Annotated in this window: 16 protein-coding genes; 5 read left to right on the forward strand and 11 right to left on the reverse strand. The window is 74.3% G+C overall.

Annotated features, from left to right (window positions below; all coding sequences use genetic code 11):
* Nucleotides 1-15 precede the first annotated feature (15 nt).
* The gene (locus tag ACQEVZ_RS51915; RefSeq protein ID WP_433382947.1) at nt 16-369 is read left to right on the forward strand and encodes a hypothetical protein; all 354 of its coding nucleotides are present in this window, start codon (nt 16-18) and stop codon (nt 367-369) included.
* Here the strand turns inward: ACQEVZ_RS51915 and cydD are convergent.
* From cydD to ACQEVZ_RS51930, 3 genes are read right to left on the reverse strand one after another with little or no spacing between them, the layout of a single operon-like run.
* The gene (gene cydD, locus ACQEVZ_RS51920) at nt 284-4015 is read right to left on the reverse strand and encodes a thiol reductant ABC exporter subunit CydD (protein WP_433382949.1); all 3732 of its coding nucleotides are present in this window, start codon (nt 4013-4015) and stop codon (nt 284-286) included. The two genes, ACQEVZ_RS51915 and cydD, sit on opposite strands and share 86 nt — an antisense overlap.
* A 29-nt stretch (nt 4016-4044) precedes the next feature.
* Complete coding sequence (gene cydB, locus ACQEVZ_RS51925) at nt 4045-5061, reverse strand: cytochrome d ubiquinol oxidase subunit II (RefSeq protein ID WP_433382951.1); 1017 nt, start codon at nt 5059-5061, stop codon at nt 4045-4047.
* Between the two features lie 10 nt (nt 5062-5071).
* Nucleotides 5072-6430: a cytochrome ubiquinol oxidase subunit I gene (locus ACQEVZ_RS51930; RefSeq protein WP_433382953.1), complete on the reverse strand. Its 1359-nt coding sequence runs from the start codon at nt 6428-6430 to the stop codon at nt 5072-5074.
* An 81-nt stretch (nt 6431-6511) separates the two neighbouring features.
* On the opposite strand from ACQEVZ_RS51930, the gene ACQEVZ_RS51935 reads away from it, so the two are divergent.
* From ACQEVZ_RS51935 to ACQEVZ_RS51945, 3 genes are all read left to right on the forward strand, one after another.
* Nucleotides 6512-6871 (forward strand): BlaI/MecI/CopY family transcriptional regulator, encoded by a 360-nt coding sequence (locus ACQEVZ_RS51935; protein WP_344498789.1) that lies wholly within the window; start codon nt 6512-6514, stop codon nt 6869-6871.
* Complete coding sequence (locus ACQEVZ_RS51940) at nt 6868-7761, forward strand: M56 family metallopeptidase (protein ID WP_433382955.1); 894 nt, start codon at nt 6868-6870, stop codon at nt 7759-7761. Before ACQEVZ_RS51935 ends, ACQEVZ_RS51940 begins: the two co-directional genes overlap by 4 nt.
* A gap of 264 nt (nt 7762-8025) precedes the next feature.
* A complete protein-coding gene (locus tag ACQEVZ_RS51945) occupies nt 8026-9306 on the forward strand; it encodes a cellulase family glycosylhydrolase (protein WP_433382957.1) in 1281 nt (426 codons plus the stop codon).
* Here the strand turns inward: ACQEVZ_RS51945 and ACQEVZ_RS51950 are convergent.
* On the reverse strand, nt 9303-9590 hold the full coding sequence (locus tag ACQEVZ_RS51950) for a DUF1905 domain-containing protein (RefSeq protein ID WP_433382959.1): 288 nt from the start codon (nt 9588-9590) through the stop codon (nt 9303-9305). The two genes, ACQEVZ_RS51945 and ACQEVZ_RS51950, sit on opposite strands and share 4 nt — an antisense overlap.
* A 24-nt stretch (nt 9591-9614) precedes the next feature.
* Nucleotides 9615-10352, reverse strand: a complete 738-nt coding sequence (locus ACQEVZ_RS51955; protein WP_344498781.1) for a Crp/Fnr family transcriptional regulator — start codon at nt 10350-10352, stop codon at nt 9615-9617.
* Between the two features lie 102 nt (nt 10353-10454).
* On the opposite strand from ACQEVZ_RS51955, the gene ACQEVZ_RS51960 reads away from it, so the two are divergent.
* The gene (locus ACQEVZ_RS51960; RefSeq protein WP_433382961.1) at nt 10455-11204 is read left to right on the forward strand and encodes a TetR/AcrR family transcriptional regulator; all 750 of its coding nucleotides are present in this window, start codon (nt 10455-10457) and stop codon (nt 11202-11204) included.
* A gap of 20 nt (nt 11205-11224) precedes the next feature.
* Here the strand turns inward: ACQEVZ_RS51960 and ACQEVZ_RS51965 are convergent, their stop codons facing one another.
* Genes ACQEVZ_RS51965 through ACQEVZ_RS51990 form a run of 6 tightly spaced genes read right to left on the reverse strand, consistent with a single transcriptional unit; the run spans nt 11225 to nt 20538 of the window.
* Nucleotides 11225-12862: a glucuronyl esterase domain-containing protein gene (locus ACQEVZ_RS51965; RefSeq protein WP_433382963.1), complete on the reverse strand. Its 1638-nt coding sequence runs from the start codon at nt 12860-12862 to the stop codon at nt 11225-11227.
* A 16-nt stretch (nt 12863-12878) separates the two neighbouring features.
* Complete coding sequence (locus tag ACQEVZ_RS51970) at nt 12879-14801, reverse strand: alpha-glucuronidase (RefSeq protein WP_433382965.1); 1923 nt, start codon at nt 14799-14801, stop codon at nt 12879-12881.
* A gap of 37 nt (nt 14802-14838) precedes the next feature.
* Complete coding sequence (locus tag ACQEVZ_RS51975) at nt 14839-16776, reverse strand: beta-galactosidase (protein WP_433382967.1); 1938 nt, start codon at nt 16774-16776, stop codon at nt 14839-14841.
* 8 nt (nt 16777-16784) lie between these two features.
* Nucleotides 16785-17423 (reverse strand): hypothetical protein, encoded by a 639-nt coding sequence (locus ACQEVZ_RS51980; protein ID WP_344498771.1) that lies wholly within the window; start codon nt 17421-17423, stop codon nt 16785-16787.
* Complete coding sequence (locus ACQEVZ_RS51985; RefSeq protein ID WP_433382970.1) at nt 17420-18895, reverse strand: GH39 family glycosyl hydrolase; 1476 nt, start codon at nt 18893-18895, stop codon at nt 17420-17422. The genes ACQEVZ_RS51980 and ACQEVZ_RS51985 overlap by 4 nt, the downstream gene beginning before the upstream one ends.
* Nucleotides 18892-20538, reverse strand: coding sequence for an ABC transporter substrate-binding protein (locus tag ACQEVZ_RS51990; RefSeq protein WP_433382972.1), 1647 nt, complete (start codon nt 20536-20538; stop codon nt 18892-18894). The genes ACQEVZ_RS51985 and ACQEVZ_RS51990 overlap by 4 nt, the downstream gene beginning before the upstream one ends.
* Nucleotides 20539-20556 lie beyond the last annotated feature (18 nt).

Genomic DNA, 20556 nt, shown 5'->3' on the forward strand with positions numbered 1-20556 from the left:
CTGTTCGTCGGCGATGTGCGGGCCGTGCTGCTGCGCCACGGCGCCGACGTCCGCGCCGCCGGACACGCCGCGATCCGGCACACGCTCGTCGAGGCGGACGCCAACCCGCTCATCAAGGCCATCCTGACCGGGGCCGACGGGCTGCTGCCCTACCTCACCACCCGCCTCGACCTGCTGCTGTCTGCGGCCACCGCCGTCGTCGTCGAGTGGGCGGGCACCCACCTGCCGGGCCATGACCCGAAGGTCGTCGCCGTGGCGGCGGAGTCGATCGTGCGGCTCGTCGTCAGCCACATCGTGCAGCCGTCACAGCCTCCTGAGCAGGCCGCGGAGGTGCTGACGGACGTGCTGGTGCGCCTGCTCGTGCCGTAAGCCGGCCGCCGACCAGGTCGTACACCTCGTCGACGTGCTCCAGGCCGTCGTGGCGGTGGGTCAGCAGCAGCACCGTGCGGCCCACGGCGGCGTCCAGCAGGTCGGCCATGAGCGCGGCCGCCTCCTGCTCGTCGAGGCCCTCGGTCGGCTCGTCGAGCACCAGCACCCGCGGCCCGGCGAGCAGCGCCCGGGCCATCGCGAGCCGGCGCCGCTGCCCGCCGGAGATGGTCGCGCCGCCTTCGCCGAGCCACGAGTCGAGGCCCTCCGGCAGGCTGCCGAGCCACGGCCCGAGCCGCGCCCCGGCCAGCGCCGCGCGGAGCTCGTCGTCCGTCGCCGCGGGCCGGGCGAGGAGCAGGTTCTGCCGCACCGTGGTCGCGAACACATGGTCCGCGGCGTCCCCGACGAGCCCGATGGTGGAGCGCAGCACGGCGTCGGGCAGGTCCCGCAGGTCGACGCCGCCGAGCGTGACGCGGCCCTCCCGGGGGTCGAGCATCCGCACCAGCACCGCCGCGAGCGTCGACTTCCCGCTGCCCGACGCGCCGAGCACCGCGACCCGCCGCCCCGGCGGCAGCCGCAGGTCCAGCCCGCGCAGCGCGGGCGCCCGCCGCGGATCCCAGCCCGCCGCGAGGTGCTCCACGGTCAGGGTCAGGTCGTCCCCCACCGCCATGGCGTCCCCTGTGGACGGTGCGACGGACGTTGAAGCGGCCGGTGCGGCGGGGCGGGGCAGCGCGGCGACGGCGGCGAGGCGGCCGGTCGCGCCTGCGGCGGCGCGGCGGGCGATGGCGGCGCCGGTCAAGGTCGGGTCGTCTCCCACCGCTGCGGCGTCCCCTGTGGACGGTGCGACGGCCGACACGGCGGCCGGTGCAGCCGGACGGGGCAGCGCGGCGACGGCGGCGAGGCGGCCGGTCGCGCCTGCGGCGGCACGGCGGGCGATGGCGGCGTCGGGGAGGGTGAGGACGGGCTCGGCGAGGGCGACCGCGCCGAGGAGCAGCATCGCGGCGACCTCGCCGGAGTGGCCGCCGGCCGCGGCGGCGAGGGCCACGCCGAGCACCGCGAGGCCGCAGCCGACCTGGGCGAGGGCCGACGCGGCGCCGGCGGTCGAGGCGGCGCGGGCCTCCAGGCGCGACAGGGCGCGGCTGCGGCGGCCGGGGACGGCGAGGGCGGCGGCGGGGTCGCGGGTCGCGAGGTCCTCGACGCCGTCGACGGTCTCGACGACGGCGTCGCGCAGCTCCGCGCGGGCCTTGCCGGTGGCGGTGTCCGCCCGGGCCGCGTGCCGGGCGGCGAGCCACGGCGCGAGCAGCGCCGCGACCGCGAGCCCGGCGGCGAGGGCGGCCGCGGCGGCCGGGTCCACCGTGGCGGCGGCGAGCACGGCGGCGGCGAGGGCGGCCCCCACGGCGTACGCGGGCAGGCGACCCCTCAGCACCCCGTCCACCCGCGCGTCGACGTCGTCGACGACCCTGGTGAGCAGGTCGCCGCGGCGGTGCAGGGCCGGCCCGGGCACCCTGGGGACGAGGGCGGCGTACACCTCGGCCCGCCACGCGCCGAGCCGCGCGAACGCGACCTCGTGCGAGACCAGGCGTTCGAGGTACCGCAGCAGCGGCCGCGCGACGGCGCTGCCCCGCACCAGGACGACGGCCCCGGACAGGGTGAGCACCGGCGGCAGCTGCGCGGCCCGCACGAGCAGCCACACCGCCGCCGCGATGAGCGTGAGCCCGGCGACCCACGACCCGGCCCCCAGCCCGACCGCCACCGCCGGGCTCCGCAGCCATCCGCGTCCGCGCGGCGCGTCGTCGGTGCGCGCGGGGTGTGGATCGGCGGCCGATGCCCCGGCGCCGTCCGGCACCGGCGCGATGGCCGGCGGCACAGCCGACAGCGGCACGGCTGACAGCACGGCGGCAGGCGGCACAGCCGACAGAGCGGCGGCAGGCGGCGCGGGTGACAGCACGGTGGCCGGCACGGCTGACGGGGACGCGTGCCGCGTGGGTGGGGCGACGGCCACGGTCCGGTCGGCGGCGGCGAGGACGGCGGGCCGGTGCGCGACGACGAGCACGGCGCAGCCACGGGCGGCGAGGGCGTGCAGCTCGGCGACGGCCCGGCGTTCGGCGGCGGCGTCCAGGTGGGCGGTCGGCTCGTCCAGCAGCACGACGGCGGGGGCGGCGGCGGCCTGGCGCAGCAGCCGGGCCAGGGCGAGCCGCTGCCGCTGCCCGGAGGAGAGGCCCTGGCCACGTTCGCCGAGGGGGGTGTCGAGGCCGCCGGGCATGGCCAGGATCTCGGTGTCGAGGCCGACGGTCCGCAGCGCGCCGAGCGCGACCGCGTCGGCCGGGCGGGTCTCGCCGTCGAGGGCGACCGCCTCGGCGACCGTGCGGGCGTGCGGCAGCGTCGGGTCCTGCGGCAGGTACAGCGGCTGTCCCCCACCCACGGCGACCGACCCGGCCGACACGGGTTGCAGCCCGGCCAGCACCCGCAGCGTCGTGGTCTTCCCGGCGCCGGACGGCCCGCGCAGCGCCACGAGCTCTCCGCTGTGGACGGCCAGGGTGGGCAGCCGCAGCGCGTCGACGGCGGCGCCGGGGTGCCGGACGCGGACACCGGCCGCCACCAGGCCGGGCCCTTCACCGACCGCAGTGGAGCGCGGCCCGGCGCCGGCGTCCGTCAGGATCCGGTCGACGTCGGCGATGACGGCGGCCGCGTCGGCGCTGGCGTGGAAGCGGGCGGCGACCTCGCGCAGCGGCCGGTACGCCTCGGGGGCGAGCAGGATCACCAGGAGCGCGGGGCCGAGGTCGAGGTGGCCGGCGGCGACGCGGAGCCCGGCCTCGACCGCGACGAGCCCGACGGACAGCGTGCCGACCAGGTCCAGGGCGGTCGAGGAGAGGAACGCGACCCGCAGCACCCGCACGGTCGCGGCGCGGTGGGCGTCGGTCATGCGGGCGACGGCGGCGGTCTGGCGTTCGGCGCGGCCGTACAGGCGCAGCGTCGCGATGCCGCGGACGGCGTCGAGGAAGTGTCCGGCGAGCCGGGCGCTCGCCTGCCAGCGTTCCTGGGCGCGCCGCTGGGTGGCCCAGCCGATGAGCGCGCCGAGCAGCGGCACGAGCGGGAGGGTGACGAGGACGACGACGGCGGAGGCGGGGTCGGCGAAGAGCATCGCGGCGACGACGAGCGGCGGCAGGGCCACGCCGAGGACGAGCGACGGCAGGTATCCGCTGAACCACGGCCGCAGCGCGTCGATGCCGCCGCCGAGGACCGCGACGAGCCGCCCGCTGCCGTGCCCGGCGACCCAGGCAGGGCCGCGCCGCAGCGCCGCGGCCAGCACGGACCGGCGCAGCTCGTCGGTGACGCGGGCGGCGGTGCGGCGGCCGGCGACCTGCTCCGCCCACGTCAGGGCGGCCCGGGCGGCGTACACCCCGGCGAGCGCGGCGAGGGCTCCGGCACCGACGGGCTCCGCCGCGGCGAGGCGCACCACGATGCCGGTGACCACCACGGCGAGCCCGACGGTCGCGGCGGCCTGCGCGGCCCCGATGACGGCGAGCAGCGCGATCCCCGCCCGGCTGCTGCGCGCGTGCCGCAGCAGCCTCGGGTCGACCGGCCCCCGGGCCGTCCGCGCCGCCGTGCCCCCATGACGCCCCGCCCGGCCCGTGAAGCGACCCGCCACCCGGCCCGTGAAACGACCCCTCTCCCGGCTCACGAGGCGACCCGCTCGCTGGCGACGCGCTGCCGGAAGACGCGGTACGACCACGCCTGGTAGACGAGGACGCCGGGGAGCACGACGATAGCGGCGGCGCTGATCAGGCGCAGCGCGGGGCCGGTGGCGGCGGCCTCGGACATCGTCAGCGACCACGCGCCCGACAGGGTGCTCGGCAGCACCACGTCGCCGTTGGCGGTCAGCGTGGCCACGACGGCGCCGGCGACCGCGACCGCAACCAGGGCGAACGAGCCGGCCTCCCACCGGGTCCCGGCCCGGCGGGTCAGGACGGCGACCCCGGCGAGGGGCACGGCCGCGGCCGACGCGACCAGTACCGTGGCGGCGGCCCCTGCCAGCGCGGCACCGGCGGCGACGACGAGCGCCGCGACGGCGGCGGTGAGGGCGACCCGGCGGGCCAGCAGCCCGGCCCGCCGGCGGACTGGGCCGGTGGTGCGCAGGGCCAGGAAGGTGGCGCCGAGCAGGACGGCGGCGGTGAGGGCGAGCAGCGCGCCGAGGGCGGCCGCCGGGGTGAGGACCGGCGTGAGGGTGCGGGCCAGGCCGCCGCCGGTGACCTCGCCGCCGGCGTCGAGGGCGAGCCCGCGGACGAAGACGGTGAGCACGGCGCCCCACAGCAGCACGACGCCGGCCGAGCAGGCGGCGAGGACCAGGTCGCACCGGCGGCGCCAGCGCGGCGAGTCGTGCTTGCCGCGGAACTCCAGGGCCACGCCGCGGCCGGCGAGCAGCAGCAGGATCGCGACCATCGGCAGGTACAGGCCGGACAGCAGCGCCGCGTACCAGGACGGGAACGCGGCGAACGTGACGCCGATCGCGGCGACCAGCCACACCTCGTTGCCGTCCCAGAACGGGCCGATGGTGCGCACGGCGGCGGCGCGTTCGTGCTCGTCGCGGCCGAGCAGCGGGCTGAGCAGCCCGACGCCGAAGTCGAACCCCTCAAGGACGAAGAACAGGACCCAGCAGAGGACGATCAGCGCGTACCAGATGACGACGAGGCTCATCGGGGTCTCCTCAGTAGCTCAGGGCGGGTTCGGGGTCGGCGGCCACCGGTACAGGCGCTGACAGCGGCTTTCGGGCGAGGTGCCGGACGAGGCGCAGCCAGACGACCGCGAGGACGCCGTAGACGGCGGTGAACGCGAGCAGCGACGCGAGGACCTCGCCGGCGGTGAGCCCCGGGGAGATGCCGTCGGCGACCTTCGACAGGCCGAACGCGATCCACGGCTGCCGGGCGGTCTCGGTGAAGATCCAGCCGAGGCTGTTGGCGGCGGCGGGCAGCAGCGGCAGCAGGATCGCCGCCCGGACCGTCCACGCCGCGGGCCGGCGGCCGCGCCGGGTGCGCCACAGGTACAGCAGCGCGAACCCCATCGCGAGCATGCCGGCGCCGATCATGAGGCGGAAGGTCCAGAACGCCACCGGGATCATCGGCACGTAGCTGCCGGGGCCGTACGCGGCGCTGTACTGCGTCTGGAGGTCGTCCATGCCGGCGACGGTCGCGTCGGGGCTGCCGTACGCGAGGATCGACAGCAGCCGGGGCACCTCGATGCTGAAGCCGGGGACCGCGAAGATGGAGAACGGCGCGCCGGTCGTGGTGGCGTAGAGCGCCTCCGCGGCGGCCATCTTCATCGGCTGCACCTGCGTGATGACCTTGCCGAGGTGGTCGCCGGTGAGGGCGGTGAGCGCGCCGCCGGCGGCGGTCATCCAGGCGCCGACCCGGGCGAGGGTGGCGAACGCGTCGCCGTCGGCGGTATCCCTCAGGCGCCAGGCGCCGACGGCGAGCAGGAGCGCGCCGCCGACCATGACCGCGCCGGCCATCGTGTGCGGGAACGCGGCGAGGTTGACCTTGTTGAGCAGCAGCTCGCTGAAGCTGGTGAGGCGGGCCCGGCCGGTGGCGGGGTCGAGCTCGTAGGCGACCGGGTGCTGCATGAACGAGTTCGCGGCCAGGATGATGAACGCCGACAGCAGGGTGCCGACCGCGACGACGACGATGGTCGCCAGGTGGACCCGGCGCGACAACCGGTCCCAGCCGAAGTACCACAGCGCGAGGAACGTGGCCTCGAGGAAGAACGCGAGCATGCCCTCGATGGCGAGGGTGGGCCCGAAGACGTCGCCGTAGAAGCGGGCGAACTCGCTCCAGGCGAGCCCGAACTGGAACTCCTGCACCAGGCCGGTGACGACGCCCACGGCGAAGGTGACGATGAGCAGCTTGCCGACGAGCATCGTGAGCTGCCGGTACTTGTCGTCGCCGGTGCGCATCCAGGCGATCTGCAGGCCGGCGGTCGCCGCGGACAGGCTGATCGACAGCGGCACGAACAGGTAGTGGTAGAGCGTGACGACCGCGAACTGCAGCCGGGTCAGGTCGAGCACGTCCATGAGTCCCCCTCTACGACATCTCGTAGTAGATACTACGGGTTGTAGTACGACGCGCACCGTAATCCCGGTTACACTGGCGGCATGGCCGGACTTGGGGACCTCGAGCGCGAGGTCATGGCGCAGCTGTGGGACGCCGGGGAGCCGCTGACCGTCCGGCAGGTGCACGAGCGGCTCGACCCGTCGCGCGGCCTCGCGTATACGACCGTGATGACGGTGCTGGACCGGCTGGCCAAGAAGGGCGTGGTCACGCAGCAGAAGGCGGACCGCGCCTACCGGTATGCCGCCACCCAGACGCGCGAGGAGATGACCGCGGCCCTCATGCTCGACGCCCTCAGCGGCGCACCGGACGGCGCCGCCCGCGACGCGGCCCTCGCGCATTTCGTCGGGCGGATCGGCCCGGACGCGCTCGCCGCGGCGATCAAGGCCGCCAGAGCCCGGTGACCGCGCTCCTGCTGGGTGCGCTCGGCCTGACCCTGTCGCTCGTCGTCCCCGGCCCCCTCGCCAGGGCGCGCTGGACGGCCCGGGCCCCCGGCGCCGCCGTCGCGCTGTGGCAGGCGATCACCCTCGCCGCCGTCCTGTGCGCGCTGGGCGTGGTGCTCGCCGGCCCCGAGGAGCTGGTCCGGGCGCGCGGCACCACGCTCGCCGTCGCCGCCCTCGTCGCGGCCCTGGCCGTCGCCGGCGTCATCGTCGTGCGGCTGCTCGTGTCGCTGTTCCTGGTGGCGTACCGGTCGCGGGTGCGCCGTGCCCGCCACCGCCTGCTCGCCGACCTGCTGTCCCGGGCCGCGATCGACGGCGACGTGCCGCTGCGGGTCCTGGAGGGCGGGCAGCCGTTCGCGTACTGCGTGCCGGGCCGCTCCCCCAGGATCGTGCTCAGCGAGGGCACCCTGCGCCTGCTCAGCGAGCCACAGGTGGCCGCGGTCCTCACCCACGAGCGGGCCCACCTGCGCGCCCGCCACGACGTGGTGATGGAGTCGTTCACCGCCTTCTACCGCGCGGTCCCGGCCCCGCTGCGCAGCCGCGCCCCCCTGGACGCCGTCCACCTGCTCCTGGAGGCCCTGGCGGACGACGCCGCCCGCCGCGCCCACGGCGACGAGCCGGTGCACGCGGCCCTCCGGTCACTCAGCGGCCCCGCCGGCGACCTCGAGCTGGAGCCGCACGACACCGACCGCGAGCGCCGGTGGCGCCTCGACCGCCTGGCCCCGGGCGCCGCCCCCACCGACCGCCGCCTCGCCGCCGTCGTCTACACCCTGGCCGCCGCCATCCTCGTCCTGCCGACGGTCCTGCTGGTCGTCCCCTGGCTGGACACCGCCATGCGGCACTGGCCGCTCTAGGTCTCAGCCCAGCCCGAGAGGTCTCAGCCCAGCCCGAGCGCGGACAGCCGATGCGGCGCCGGCCGCTGCCCATCCGAGTGGCGGGGGTGGACCGGGTCACCCGGCGGTGCGGGTAGGAGCGGACGACCCGGGGTATCCGCAGGGGCCGTGACAACCGACGCCCAGGTGTCGCTCGGGCCGGCCAGGCGCGACGACGTTCTGCCTGCGCGCGCAAAGCGCCTGGCTCGACCGCGTACTGCCGGCCCGACCTGGGCGGTGCTGACGGTGCTGACGGTCGCCACGCTCCTGGCCGCGCTCTTGACGCCGGGCCGGGCGCACGCCGCCGAGCCGCACATCGGCATCCAGGTTCGCGACGGCCGGCTCGTCGAGGCGAACGGCAGCGACCTCGTGCTGCGCGGCGTCAACCACGACTTCATGTGGTACCCGGACCACAACAGCTCCTTCGCGGCCATCAAAGCGGCGGGCGCCAACGCGGTGCGGGTCACCCTCGGCATCGGCCACCAGTTTCGGCGGGCCCCGGCACGGGAGGTGGCAACCGTCGTCGAGCTGTGCCAGCGGAACCGGTTGATCTGCATCTTCGACGCCCACGACACCGCCGGCTTCGGCCAGGACAAGAAGGCGGCACCGATGTCGGAAGCGGTGCAGTTCTGGCTCAGCCTGCGCGACACGCTGGCCGGCCACGAGGACAACGTCCTCGTCAACATCGCCGACGAACCGTTCGCAAACGGCACCACGTGGCCCTGGGTGCAGCAGACCTCCGACGCGATCCGCCGGCTGCGCGCCGCCGGCTTCAAGCACACGCTGCTGGTCGACGGCCCCGGCTGGGGCCAGGACGAGTCGTTCATCATGCGCGACAACGCCGAGCGGGTGCTCGCCGCCGACCCCACCGGCAACACCGCGTTCGACATCCACATGTACGGCATGTTCGACACCGCGCCGAAGGTCAGCGGCTACCTCACCTCGTTCACCGAGCGCCACCTGCCGATCCTCATCGGCGAGTTCTCCAGCCGGCACCAGTGGGGCAAGCCGGACGAGGACGCCATCATGGCCACCGCGCAGGCACAGCACCTCGGCTACCTCGGCTGGTCCTGGAGCGGCAACGACAAGCAGTTCAGCTACCTGGACCTGGTGAACAACTTCGACGGCAACAGCCGCACGGCGTGGGGACGGCGGTTCATCAACGGCCCCAACGGCCTTGATTCGGACACGCGCGAGGCGACGGTGTTCCGCAACACCGTGGCCGCGGCCGGCGTCGACCCCAAGAGCCGCGCCCCGCGGGGGTTGACCGTGACGGACGTGACCCCGAGCAGCGTCCGACTTACCTGGCAGCGCCGCCCGGACAGGATCGGCGGCACGACGTACCTGGTGGTCGCCGTCAACGGCGCGGCCGAGACACGGGTCGTGACGACCAACCGCGCCGAGGTGACGCTCAAGGGCCTGAAGGGCTCGACGGAGTACACCTACGCCGTGTATGCCCGGAGCCTGCTCGGCAAGCGCTCACCGCGCTCGGCCATGGTCGCCGCGGTCACGCCCCCGGCCCGCTAGGCGGCGACGGTGAGGCGGAGGGTGACGGTGTCGCCGAGGTCGATGTCCTCGGCCTTGCGGACGCGGTCCTTCAGCGGGACCACGTAGCCGCCGTCCTTCGGGAAGAGCGACGTCGTCCACGTGGTCCCGCCGAGACGCACGGCGACCGGGATCATGCCCCAGCCGTAGGTGACGAGGGCGGCCGCGAAGCGCAGGGCCGCGCACTCGTCCTCCGGCACCGTCACGAAGTGGAACGGGGACGGGCCGCGCCAGTGCCACACCTCGCCGCTGAACTCCAGGTCCACGCGGACCAGCCTAAGAGACGCCGGTCAGCGGCGGCGGCCCCGCTGGGCGCGGCGGACGAGCGGGGCGTTGTCGAGGATGACGACGCACTTGTGCTCCAGGCGGACCCAGCCGCGGGCGGCGTACTCGGCGAGGACCTTGTTCACCGACTCCCGCGAGGCGCCGACGAACTGGGCGAGCTCCGTCTGCGTGAGGTCGTGCACGACGCGGGTGGCGCCGTCCTCGGCGACACCGAAGCGCTGGGCGAGCTGGATGAGCCGGCCGGCGACCCGGCCCGGCACGTCGCTGAAGAGGCGGTCGTCGACGGCGGCGCGGTGGCCGCGGATGCCCCGGGCGATGACCCGCAGCAGCTGCTCCGCCACGTGCGGGTGGTGGGCGATCCACCGGTCCAGGACCGTCTTGGGCAGCACGGCGAGGCGGGCGTCGGAGACGACGGTGGCGGCGGCGACGCGGGGACCACCGTCGAGCAGCTCGAAGTCGCCGAAATGGTCGGTCGGGCCGAGCAGCGCCATGAGGCCCTCGCGGCCGTCGCGGGAGCGGCGGCTCAGCTTCACCTTGCCCGACAGCAGGATGTAGAGCCGGTCGCCGGGGTCACCCTCGGTGAACAGGACCGTGCCCCGGTCCGCGTCGACCCGCTCGAACTCCTGGGCCAGCGCGGCGGCGGAGTCCGGGTCGACGCTGCGGAACAGGTCGGTGGAACGCAATACCGGGTCGTAGGCCAGCGCGCGGGCCGTAGCGGCGCTGGAACCGAACGTCAGGACCATGTGTCCTCCCCAGATCGATGCGGTACTGCGTACCATTGGGACGGTACTGGATACCGGGACCGGAAAGCAACAGGTCAGAGCGATGCGGGAGGATGGGGAACTGTGACCGCGATTCCCGTACGTGACCGGCTCGTCGACGCCGCACTCGCGCTGTTCGACGAACGCGGCTACGAGCAGACCACCGCCGACGACATCGCCGACCGGGCGGGCGTCGGCCGCACCACCCTGTTCCGCCACTACCGGTCGAAGGAGGACGTGATCTTCCCCGATCACGACCGCCTGCTCGCGACCGTGAAGGAGCGCCTCGCGACGTCGACGGCGGACACGGCGATCGTGGCGGTCACCGAAGCGGTGCGCCTCGTCCTGCTGCGATACGTGGAGGAGGGGGACCGGGCCCGCCTGCGGTATGCGCTCACCAGCCGGATCTCGACCCTGCGGGACCGGGAGATCGCCAGCGTCGCGCGGTACCAGCGGCTCTTCCGCGAGTTCATCGCCGAGTCGTGGGGTCCCGCCCCCGGCGCGGCGCTGCGGGCCGAGCTGATGGCGGCCGCCGTCGTCTCCGCCCACAACCACGTGCTCCGGCGGTGGCTGCGGCGCGACACCGCCGAGCCCGCCGCGGAGCTCGACGCCGCCATGGCGCAGGTCGTGTCGCTGTTCGCAACCACTGAAGCGGGCCATGGAGCGGTGTCTGGAGCGGTGTCTGGAGCGGGTCCTGAGACGGGCGCGGGAGCCGCCGGCGCCACGAGCAAGGGCGGCAGCAGGGGCAACGGGACCGCCGTCATCGTGGTGCATGACCAGCGCGACCCCGAGCACGTCGCCGCCGCCATCCGCCGGGCGCTCCAGCAGGTCTGAGCGCCCGGCGGCGGAGGACCTCAGGCGGCGGCGCAGCCGGTGGCGGCGAGCCCCGACACCGGCCCGGTGCCCTGGAAGCCGAACTCGGTCGACGCCCCCGCGCCGAGCGATCCGTTCCAGGTCGCGTTGGCCACCGATGTACCGGTGAGCCTGCCGTTCCACACGTTGGTGATCGCGCTGCCGGCGGGCAGGGCGAGCCGGACCGTCCACCCCGAGAGCGGCGCGCCACCGGCGGTCACGCGCCCGGAGGCGACGAACCCGCCGTCCCAGACGTTCTGCACCGTCACCACCGCCGTGCACCCCTGCCCCGCGGACTGCGAGGACGGCGACGGGGACCGCGACACAGACGGCGACACAGACGGCGACACAGAGACCGACGCGGACGGCGACGGCGACTGCGACTGCGGGGGCCCGTCGCTCAGCACCGGGGTCTGCCAGTCGGACCAGTCGGACAGCCGCCCCGCCGCCCGGCTGGAGATGCGGAACGTGCCCGCGCTGCTGCCGGTGCGCAGCAGGAACCGCTGGATGTGCTGCTGCAGCGGGGTCCGCCACTCGGGCCGGTTCGCGCAGTGCGTGCCGTCCTGCACGTCCGACCAGTACGTGATCGCGTCGCCCGCGCCGAGCGCCTTGTACACCTCGGCGCCGCCCAGCGCCGCGACGCTCGCCGAGCGCGGCCCGAGGTTCGCGATGTGCGGGTTGTCCATGATGAACAGCCCGCGCGGCGCGACCATCGCGACCATCTCGTGCGTGTCCACGGGCAGCCGTGCGGGGTTGCCCGTGAAGGTGCCGAAGGCGTCGCCGAGCCACGGCTGCTCGCCGTAGGCGCTGCTCAGGCTCTGCGCGCCCTCGCCGGGGATGCCGCGGAAGATGGGCACGCCGGCGCTGCCGGACTCGATCGGCATCGTCAGCGCGATCCGCTGGTCGAACGCGCCGACCACGAACGCGCCCTTGCCGAAGCGGGAGCATCCGGTGACGCCCATCGCGTCGGCCCGGAGGATCCGGCCGTCGGACTGGGCGACGACGTCGATGATCCGGCTGACGCCCCACGCCCACGCCATCAGCAGCCCGGTGCTGCTCTGCGCGCCGTAGACGCTGTAGAACGCGCCCTGCTTGTTGGTGCGGGGCGTGCCCTCCTTGCCGACGGCGTACGGGTCGTAGCTGATCACGGCGGCGCCGGCGGCCTTGATGGCGGCGGTGTCGGCGCCGAACCCGCCGAGCACCACCACGGCCGGGAACGGGCCGGCGCCGCCCGGCAGCTCCACCCGGGCGGAGAACGACGCGCTCCTGCCGTTGTGGGTGACGTTGACGGTGACGCCGGTGCTGGACACGGTGCCGGTGACGCTCTGCGGCCGCGCGGGCTTCTCGCCGTAGACGAACTTCTCCGCCAGCTTCTTCACCTCCTCGCGCCGGCACCGCCAGTCGGACTTCGCGGTGATCCTGGTGCCGTCGAGGCGCTTGAACGGGTCGGGCAGCTTCGCGTTGGTGGGCAGCGCGCCGGCGTCGGGCAGCGCCGGCACCGGGCAGTCGGCGCCCTCGTCCTCCACTGTGGATGCTGCTGCGGACACGGTGACGGCCGCGTCGGCGGACGCGATGGTGACGCCGGCAGCGACCGCCATCGCCACGGCCAGCGCGACGGCGATCAGGCGGGGTCTGGTCATCGGTGCTCCCTTCGGGTCAGGGGATCCGGCGTCCGTGGGCGTCACGGACGCCGGACTTGCGGAAGAAGTACGCGTTGATCTGGTCGCGCCACTCGGCGGCGCTGCGCACCTGCTCGTCGAGCAGCGCCGACACCCGCGCGGCGAACGCCGGGCCGACCGATGACACGGGCAGCCGCGCCCAGCGGTCCCGCATCGCCACGACCGCGTCGGCGCCGGCGAAGTGGGTGTCGTAGATGTGCTGGATGACGGTGCCGCCGTCGTGCAGGATGTGCCCGTACGGCACGTGGTGGAAGAACAGCAGCAGCTCGTCGGGGCAGTCGTAGACCGACTCGTACACGCGGGCCAGCGCCGGCGGGTACTGCCCGGCGAAGCCGGTCCCGGTCGCGCACGTGCGGTCCACGCCGACGCCGTCGCGGTCGGCGAAGTGGTAGGTCCCCCAGGGGGTGTACTCGTAGCCGTCGACGTCCGGGCCGTAATGGTGCCCGGGGCGGACCATGAACCCGACGCCGAGCGGCGCGGTGTAGGCCTCGTAGGTGCGCCACGAGTCGTCCATGACCGCGTGCAGGGTCTCCCGCAGCTCGTCGGGGGCGGCCGGGAACGTCAGGCCGATCCACTCGTCGAGGATCGCGACGGGGTCGAGGTCCGGCGCCCACGCGAGCCGGCCGAACGCGTACAGGTTGGCCTGAGCGAGCGGGTGCCCGGTCCAGAACGGGTCGTCGCCGGCGTTGGAGACGCCGACGAGGCCGTCCAGGACCGCCATCCCGCGGGCGCACCGGAGCACGTCGCTCCACATCGGAGCGAGGTAGCACACGTGGCGCTGCTGGCCGGTGTACTCCTGGGTCACCTGCAACTCGACGGCGACGTTGGTGGCGGGCACGGCGGCGATCAGCGGCGACACCGGCTCGCGCGGCTGGAAGTCGACCGGGCCGTGCTTCACCTGGAGGACCACGTTGTCCAGGAACCGGCCGTCGAGCGCCACGAAGTGGTCGTGCGCGGCGCGGGCCCGGTCGGTGCGCCGGTCGCGCCAGTCCTGCCGGTGGTCGTAGACGAACGCCCGCCAGTGCACGACGCCGCCGTGCGGGGCGAGCGCCGCGGCGAGGACGTTCGCGCCGTCGGCGTGGGTCCGTCCGTACGCGAACGGTCCCGGCTGCCCCTCGGAGTCGGCCTTCACGACGTACCCGCCGAAGTCGGGGATCGCCGCGTAGACGGCGTCGGTGGCGAGGGCCCACCAGGCCCGCACCCGCGGGTCGAGGGGGTCGGCGGTGCCGAGGTCGTCGCGCGGCGTGGCGAAGTTCACCGACAGGTGGACGCGGATGCCGTACGGGCGGAAGACGCCGGCGAGGGTGGCGACGTCGCCGAGCCGGTCGGTGAGCAGCCGCGCCTCCGTCGCGTGGACGTTGACGTTGTTGACGGTCACGGCGTTGATGCCGCACGCCGCGAGCAGCCGCGCGTAGCCGGTGACCCGGCCGAGGTCCTCGCGCAGGGCGCCGTCGTGCCAGAACAGCGAGCCGCCTGAGTAGCCGCGCTCGACCTGGCCCATGACGGGGTGCACGGCGACGTTGTCCCAGTGGTCCAGCATGCGGCGGGCGTGCCCGGGCCGGTGCACCCGCGGCGGGTGCGGCGCGCCGAACGCGGCCTCGCCGAGCCGCGCGAGGTGGAACAGCCCATACAGCAGCCCGGCGGGGTCGGCGGCGGCGACGGTGGTGACCCCGCCGTCGCGGGACACCGCGAACCCCTCCGGCCCGCATTCCACTGTGGATACCGCGAGCACGAGGTCGGCGCCGTCGGACACGACCGCGCCGCCGTAACGCCCGCACGCCTGCGCGACCTCGGCGATCACGGTGCGCACGAGCAGGCCGTCGCCGCGCACGGACACGCGGCGGGAGCCGATCGCCCGCAGCGCCGCCGGCGGCAGCCAGGCCGGGTGGACGTCCGTCATGGGACCTCGATGACGGCCACGCCGAGCGGCTCCAGGGTCACCGCGCCTCCAGGATCCGGCCGGTGAGCAGGTCGGTGCCGTCCGCCGGCACCGTGACCGCCTCGGCCGGCGAGTGGTTGAGCAGGAACAGGAACCGGCCCCGCCGGGTCGCCTCCACATGGGACGGTGCGCCCGCGACGACCGGCTCGACGCCCGCGGCGGCGACCGCGCCGAGGATCACGTCCCGCAGCGCCTCGGGTTCCAGGCGCGTGCCGATGTAGGTGACCCTGCCGTCGGCGATGACCGCGGGCCACCCGGCGAGGTCACCGTCCGCGTAGGAGGCGACGACGGACGCGGTCGTGGGGTGGATGCGCTCCTGCCACCAGTCGGCCCGGACGGTGCGCCCGCCGGCGAACCGCACGCCGAACGAGGACTCCGCCGGGAGGTACTCGTCGATCCAGGCGCCGATGAGCCGTCCGAACGCACCCGGATAGGCGGGCTGCCGCACCTGGTTGGCCTCGTCGACGACACCGGAGAAGAACGAGCACAGCACGGTCCCGCCGGCGGCGGCGAAGTCCTCGAGGGCCGCGGCGCAGCGGTCGTCGACAAGGTACGCGTTCGGCACGACCACCACCCGGTACCGGCCCAGTTCGGAGCCGAACGACACCAGGTCGACCGCGTGGTGCGCCTCCAGCAGCGGCCGGTAGTGCGCGGTCACGGTCGCCGGGTAGTCGAAGTCGTTGCGCGGCAGCCCGTGCGTGACCTCCAGCCCCCACCAGGCGTTCCAGTCGAACAGGACGGCAACCTCGGCGCGCGGGCCGGTGCCGGCGACGGCCGCGATCCGCGGCAGCTCGGCGCCGAGCGCCGCGACCTCCCGCCAGGTGCGGGCCCGGGTGCCGGAGTGCGGCAGCATCGCGGAGTGGAAGCGTTCGTGGCCGCCGCGGCCCGCCCGCCACTGGAAGAACAGGACGCTGTCGGCGCCGTGCGCGACCGCCTGGTAGGAGCCGAGCCGCATCAGCCCGGGGCGCTTCGCGTGGTTGACCCGCCACTGCGAGACGGCGCCGGCGGCCTGCTCCATGAGCAGCCACGGCTCGCCGCGCAGCGACCGCATGAGGTCGAAGTTGAGCGCGGCGGCGACGTGCGCGTCGGGCTGCCCCGGGTCCGGGTAGATGTCGAGGGCCGCGGCGTCGACGTGCGGCGCCCACCGCCACAGGTCGGCGCCGCGGTGGAAGCGCATGAAGTTGGTGACGACCGGCAGGTCGTCGCGGTGCGCGCGGACGATGTCGCGCTCCATGACGAAGCACTCCAGCAGCGCGTCGGAGGCGAACCGGTGGAAGTCGAGGCGGCGGGCCGGGTTGGACCACGACCGCGGCACCTCCGGCGGGTTCACCTGCTCCCAGGCGGTGTAGCGCTGGCTCCAGAACGTCGTGTACCAGGCGGCGTTGAGCGCGTCGAGGTCGCCGTACCGGCGGCGCAGCCATGCCCGGAACGCGGCCGCCGCGGACGGCGTGTACGCGACCGGGCCGTACTCGTTGCCGATGTGCCACATCGCGAGGGCCGGGTGGTGGGAGTACCGCTCGGCGAGTGCGGTCGTGATCCGGGCGGCGTGCTCGCGGTACCGCGGCGAGGTCGGGTCGTAGTGCATCCGGTTGCCGAACCCGAACACCTCGCCGTCCTCCATGACGGGCAGCACCTCGGGGTGCCCGTGGGACAGCCACACCGGCGGCGCCGCGGTCGGGGTGGCGAGGTCGACGCTGATCCCGTTGGCGTGCAGCAGGTCCATGACCTCGTCGAGCCACTCGAAGGTGAAGCGGCCGGGCGACGGCTCCAGCGACGCCCACGCGAACACGCCGACGGTGACGAGGTTGACGCCGGCCTCGCGCATGAGGGCGACGTCCTCGTCCCACACGGCGCGGTCCCACTGCTCGGGGTTGTAGTCGCCGCCGAACGCGATCCCGCCGAGCCGCTCCCGCAGCGCGTCCAGTCTCGAGCTCATGCCCGTGTTCATGTCACGAACCGTTCGGTGATGCCGGCGATCACCGGCCGGCAGACGACCAGCAGCGCGGCGGCGAACCCGGCGGCGAGGAGCAGCAGCACCGCCTCCGACAGCAGCACCGTGACGCCGAGCGCCGCCAGCAGCAGGCCCGCGGTGCCGAGGGTCACGGCCGGCCGGGCGGCGAGGAAGTGGGCGGCGAGCCGCAGGACGTCGGCGGGCCGGAAGACGAACAGCGACGCGATGACGAGCGCGGTGACGGCGACGAGCGTGGCCGCCGCGGCGAGCAGCACGAGCAGGCCCGACCACCACACCGGTACACCCGCCGCATCCCGGTGCAGGAGACTGACGGCCACCACGGTCAGCACCGCCACCAGCGGCGCCCAGATCCGCAGCGCGGCGGCGGCGTTGAGCCGGTAGCCGCGCCAGAACGCGGCGGCGGGGTGCAGGTCGGCGAGGTCGGCCGGCTGCCGGTGCAGCGCGTAGAGCGCGGCGGACAGCGCCGGGCCGACCGGCAGGACACCCACGGCCACGAGCACGCTCCGGTCGAGCAGGACCAGCAGCGCCAGGCCGGGCGCGACGGTGGCGACCAGCAGCAGCTCCACCACCAGCAGCGTGTAGACCCGCGCCGCGAGCCGCCCGAGCTTCATGCCGGGCCGCCCAGCAGCCGCGCGTCGTCCCACCAGGGCGGCGTCTCGTCGCGCACCGCGGTCACCTCGACCAGGGTCACCTCGTGCACCGCGAGGGTCAGGTCGAGCTCCGCCCGGCCGTCCACGACCGGTGCGCTCCAGTGGCGGCGGGCCGGCTCGGACGCCTCCCGCAGCGCGTCGAGCTGCCGGGCGCCGGGCGATCGCGGGCTGCCCATCTCCCGCCACGCCGCCCAGGCGTTGCCCGCCTCCTCCGACACCGACGAGCGGGCCACGTACGCGGTGACGGCCGGGGATCCGACGGGCACCGACAGCCGGATGCGGTGCCCGTCGGATCCCTGCCCGGCGGCCCATGCCAGGACGGTGACCCGGCCGGTGCCGTCGCGGGTGACGAGGTGGTCGTCGGCGCGCGCGAGGACCTCGCCGCCCATCCGGGCGAGGAACGCGTACAGGTGGAAGGTGGGCTTGCGGATCTGCCGGTGGGTGAGCAGCCCGAACCCGCCGTGGAACAGCGCCGCCGGGACCCCGGCCTCCTCGAACACGTCGCAGAACGTCCAGTAGGAGAACGAGTCCACGAGGTCCCCCGCCGCCGCGACGACCGGTGCCAGGTATGCGGCGTGGAACGCGGTGTCGTGGACGGGGTTGTCGGGGCGGTAGGAGGAGTTGAACTCGGTGATGTGCACCGGCAACCCTTCCAGGGCCGTGCCGGCGAGCTGCCGGCCCGGCGCGGCGAACTGCTCCAGGAGCGTCGCCGCCGGCGCGAGCGTCTGGTGCACGCCGAAGGGCACGTGCTGGGCGGCGCCGGAGGTGTACGCGTGGCGGCTCACGAAGTCGATCGGGACGCCGCGCGCGGACACGAACTCGGCGAACCGCGGCAGCCACCCGTCGTCCGCGCCCGGCGACAGGGCCGGCCCGCCCACCTGGAGCCCGGCGTCGACGTCCTTCACGGCGTGCGCGGTGACCTCGAACAGGTCGTGGTAGGCGTCCTGGTCCGCGTGCTGCCAGAAGTCCTTCAGGTCCGGCTCGTTCCACACCTCGATCGGCCAGCCGCGCACCTCGTCGAGGCCGTACCGGTCGACGAGGTGCGCGACGGTGCCGCGGACCAGCGCCGCCCACTCGGCCCGGTCGCTCGGCGGCGTCACGTTGCCCCGCCACCAGAACACCGTCTGGTCCCCGGACGCGAGGCCCGGCGGCATGAAGCCCAGCTCGACGAACGGCCGGATCCCGAGCTCCAGGTACATGTCGACGACCTGGTCGACGTAGGTGAAGGAGTGCAGGACCTGCCGCTCGCCGCCGTACTCGTACGGCCGGTGCACGCCCGCGCCGGCGCTGAACAGCCCGTGCTGGCGGATGTGCCGGAACCCGATCTCCCGCTGCAGCAGCGCCAGGGAGTCCTGGTAGTCGCGGCGCAGCGCGAGCTCGAACCGCCCGGCCCCGATACAGTGCCGCCACGCGTCGCCGAGCTGCCCTGTCATCCGTGCGCTCTCTTGTACCGGTTGTAGGCGGCGTTGACGACCTCGATGTAGCGGGTCATGTTCTTGCCCTTGAGCTCGCTCACGTAGGCGTCCCACTCGCTGAGCGGGCGCTGCCCGAGGATGAACTTCAGCGTCTGCTGGTTGACGTGGTCCTTGAGCGTCGTCTCCCACAGCGTCGCCTGCTCGCGCTCGTCGGCGTTGAGCGGGTGCGGCGGCGCGAGGGGCTGGTTCTTGCGGCCGTTCATCACGTCCTGGAACGCCTGCTCCTCCTTGGGGAACTGGGAGTTGAGCAGCTTCGTGGTGCCGCCGTAGACGAAGACGCCGTTGAGGAAGCCGTACTCGACCTGGAGGTTCTTCGTGCCGGCGGGGTTGAGCCCGCCCCAGTTGACGTCGGGCGCGAGCTTCATCGTGCCGTCGTCGACGCTGCCGGTGTACGTCGTGCCTTCAACGCCCCACTTGGCGAAGACCTTGCCCTGCGGCGAGTAGTACAGCCAGTCCATGAACTGCATGAGCGCGACGAAGTTCTTGCTGTCGCGGGCCTTCGCCGAGATCATGACGCCGCCCTCGAGGCGGCTGCCGGCCTTCGTGTCGCCCATCGGGCCGGTCGGCGTGGGGATCTTCAGGACCGTGGCGCCGGGGATCTTCGCGATGCTGGGGCGCAGCTCGTTGACGAGGGTCTGGGCGTTGCAGCTCATCACGAACGACCTGCCGTTGGCGAACTTCTGCTTGGCGATGTCGTCGGACTGGGTGAAGCTCTCCGGGTCGACGAGCTTCTCGGCGACGAGCGAGTTGAGGTACTCGACCACCTGCTTGTACTGCGGGGTAGTGCCGGTGTAGACGAAGGCCTTCGCCGCGTCGTCCCAGCTGGCGTGCTGGTAGCTCCAGCCGGCCAGGGTGCCGTACGCGGTGCCGGCGATCGACAGCAGGTTGTTGCCGCCGGGGTTCGGCGGGCTGCTCCAGCGGTCCGACAGCGGGTACACGTCGGGGTGCGCGGCCTTCATCGCCCGCAGCACCGTGCGCAGGTCCTCCCAGGTCTTCGGGATCTGCAGGCCGAGCTGCTGCAGCACGTCGGTGCGCACCGCGAGGGCGTAGTCGGCCCAGACGTCCTCGTGCAGGCCGGGCAGCAGGTAGAACTTGCCGTCCTCCTGCCGGAACTGGTCGAGGTCGGCCTGCAGGTTCCACTTGGCGACCTGGTCGCGGAAGTTCGGCATGAGGTCGAGGTGGTCGCTGACCGGCAGGATCGCCCCGCTGGCGATGTACGCCTCCTCGTCTGGGTGGTACGTCTTCGGGATGATCATCGGTGCGTCACCGGCCGCGACGACGACGCTGCGCTTCTGGTTGTAGTCGCTGCCGGGCACGACCGTGGCCTGCAGCGTCACGTTGGTGCGCTTCGCGAGCTCCTTGAAGAACAGCCAGTCGGCCTTGTACGGGTAGGCCGCGTTGCTGAGCATCATGATGGAGAACGTCAGCGGCTGGGCGGCGGTGAACTGCTGGCCCATGCCGTAGCCGTCCATGGCGCCGTCGCGGTGACCGGTGTAGTCCTGACCTTTCGCCTGGTCGTCGTCGTCACCGCAGCCGGCGAGCGAGACGAGCGCGGCGGCGCCGGCCGCGCCGAGCATGGTGCGCCGTTTCAAGTGCGACATGGGGGAGCTCCTTGAAGG

The sequence above is a fragment of the Dactylosporangium sp. CA-152071 genome (assembly GCF_050936335.1).
Classification (GTDB): Bacteria; Actinomycetota; Actinomycetes; order Mycobacteriales; family Micromonosporaceae; genus Dactylosporangium; species Dactylosporangium maewongense.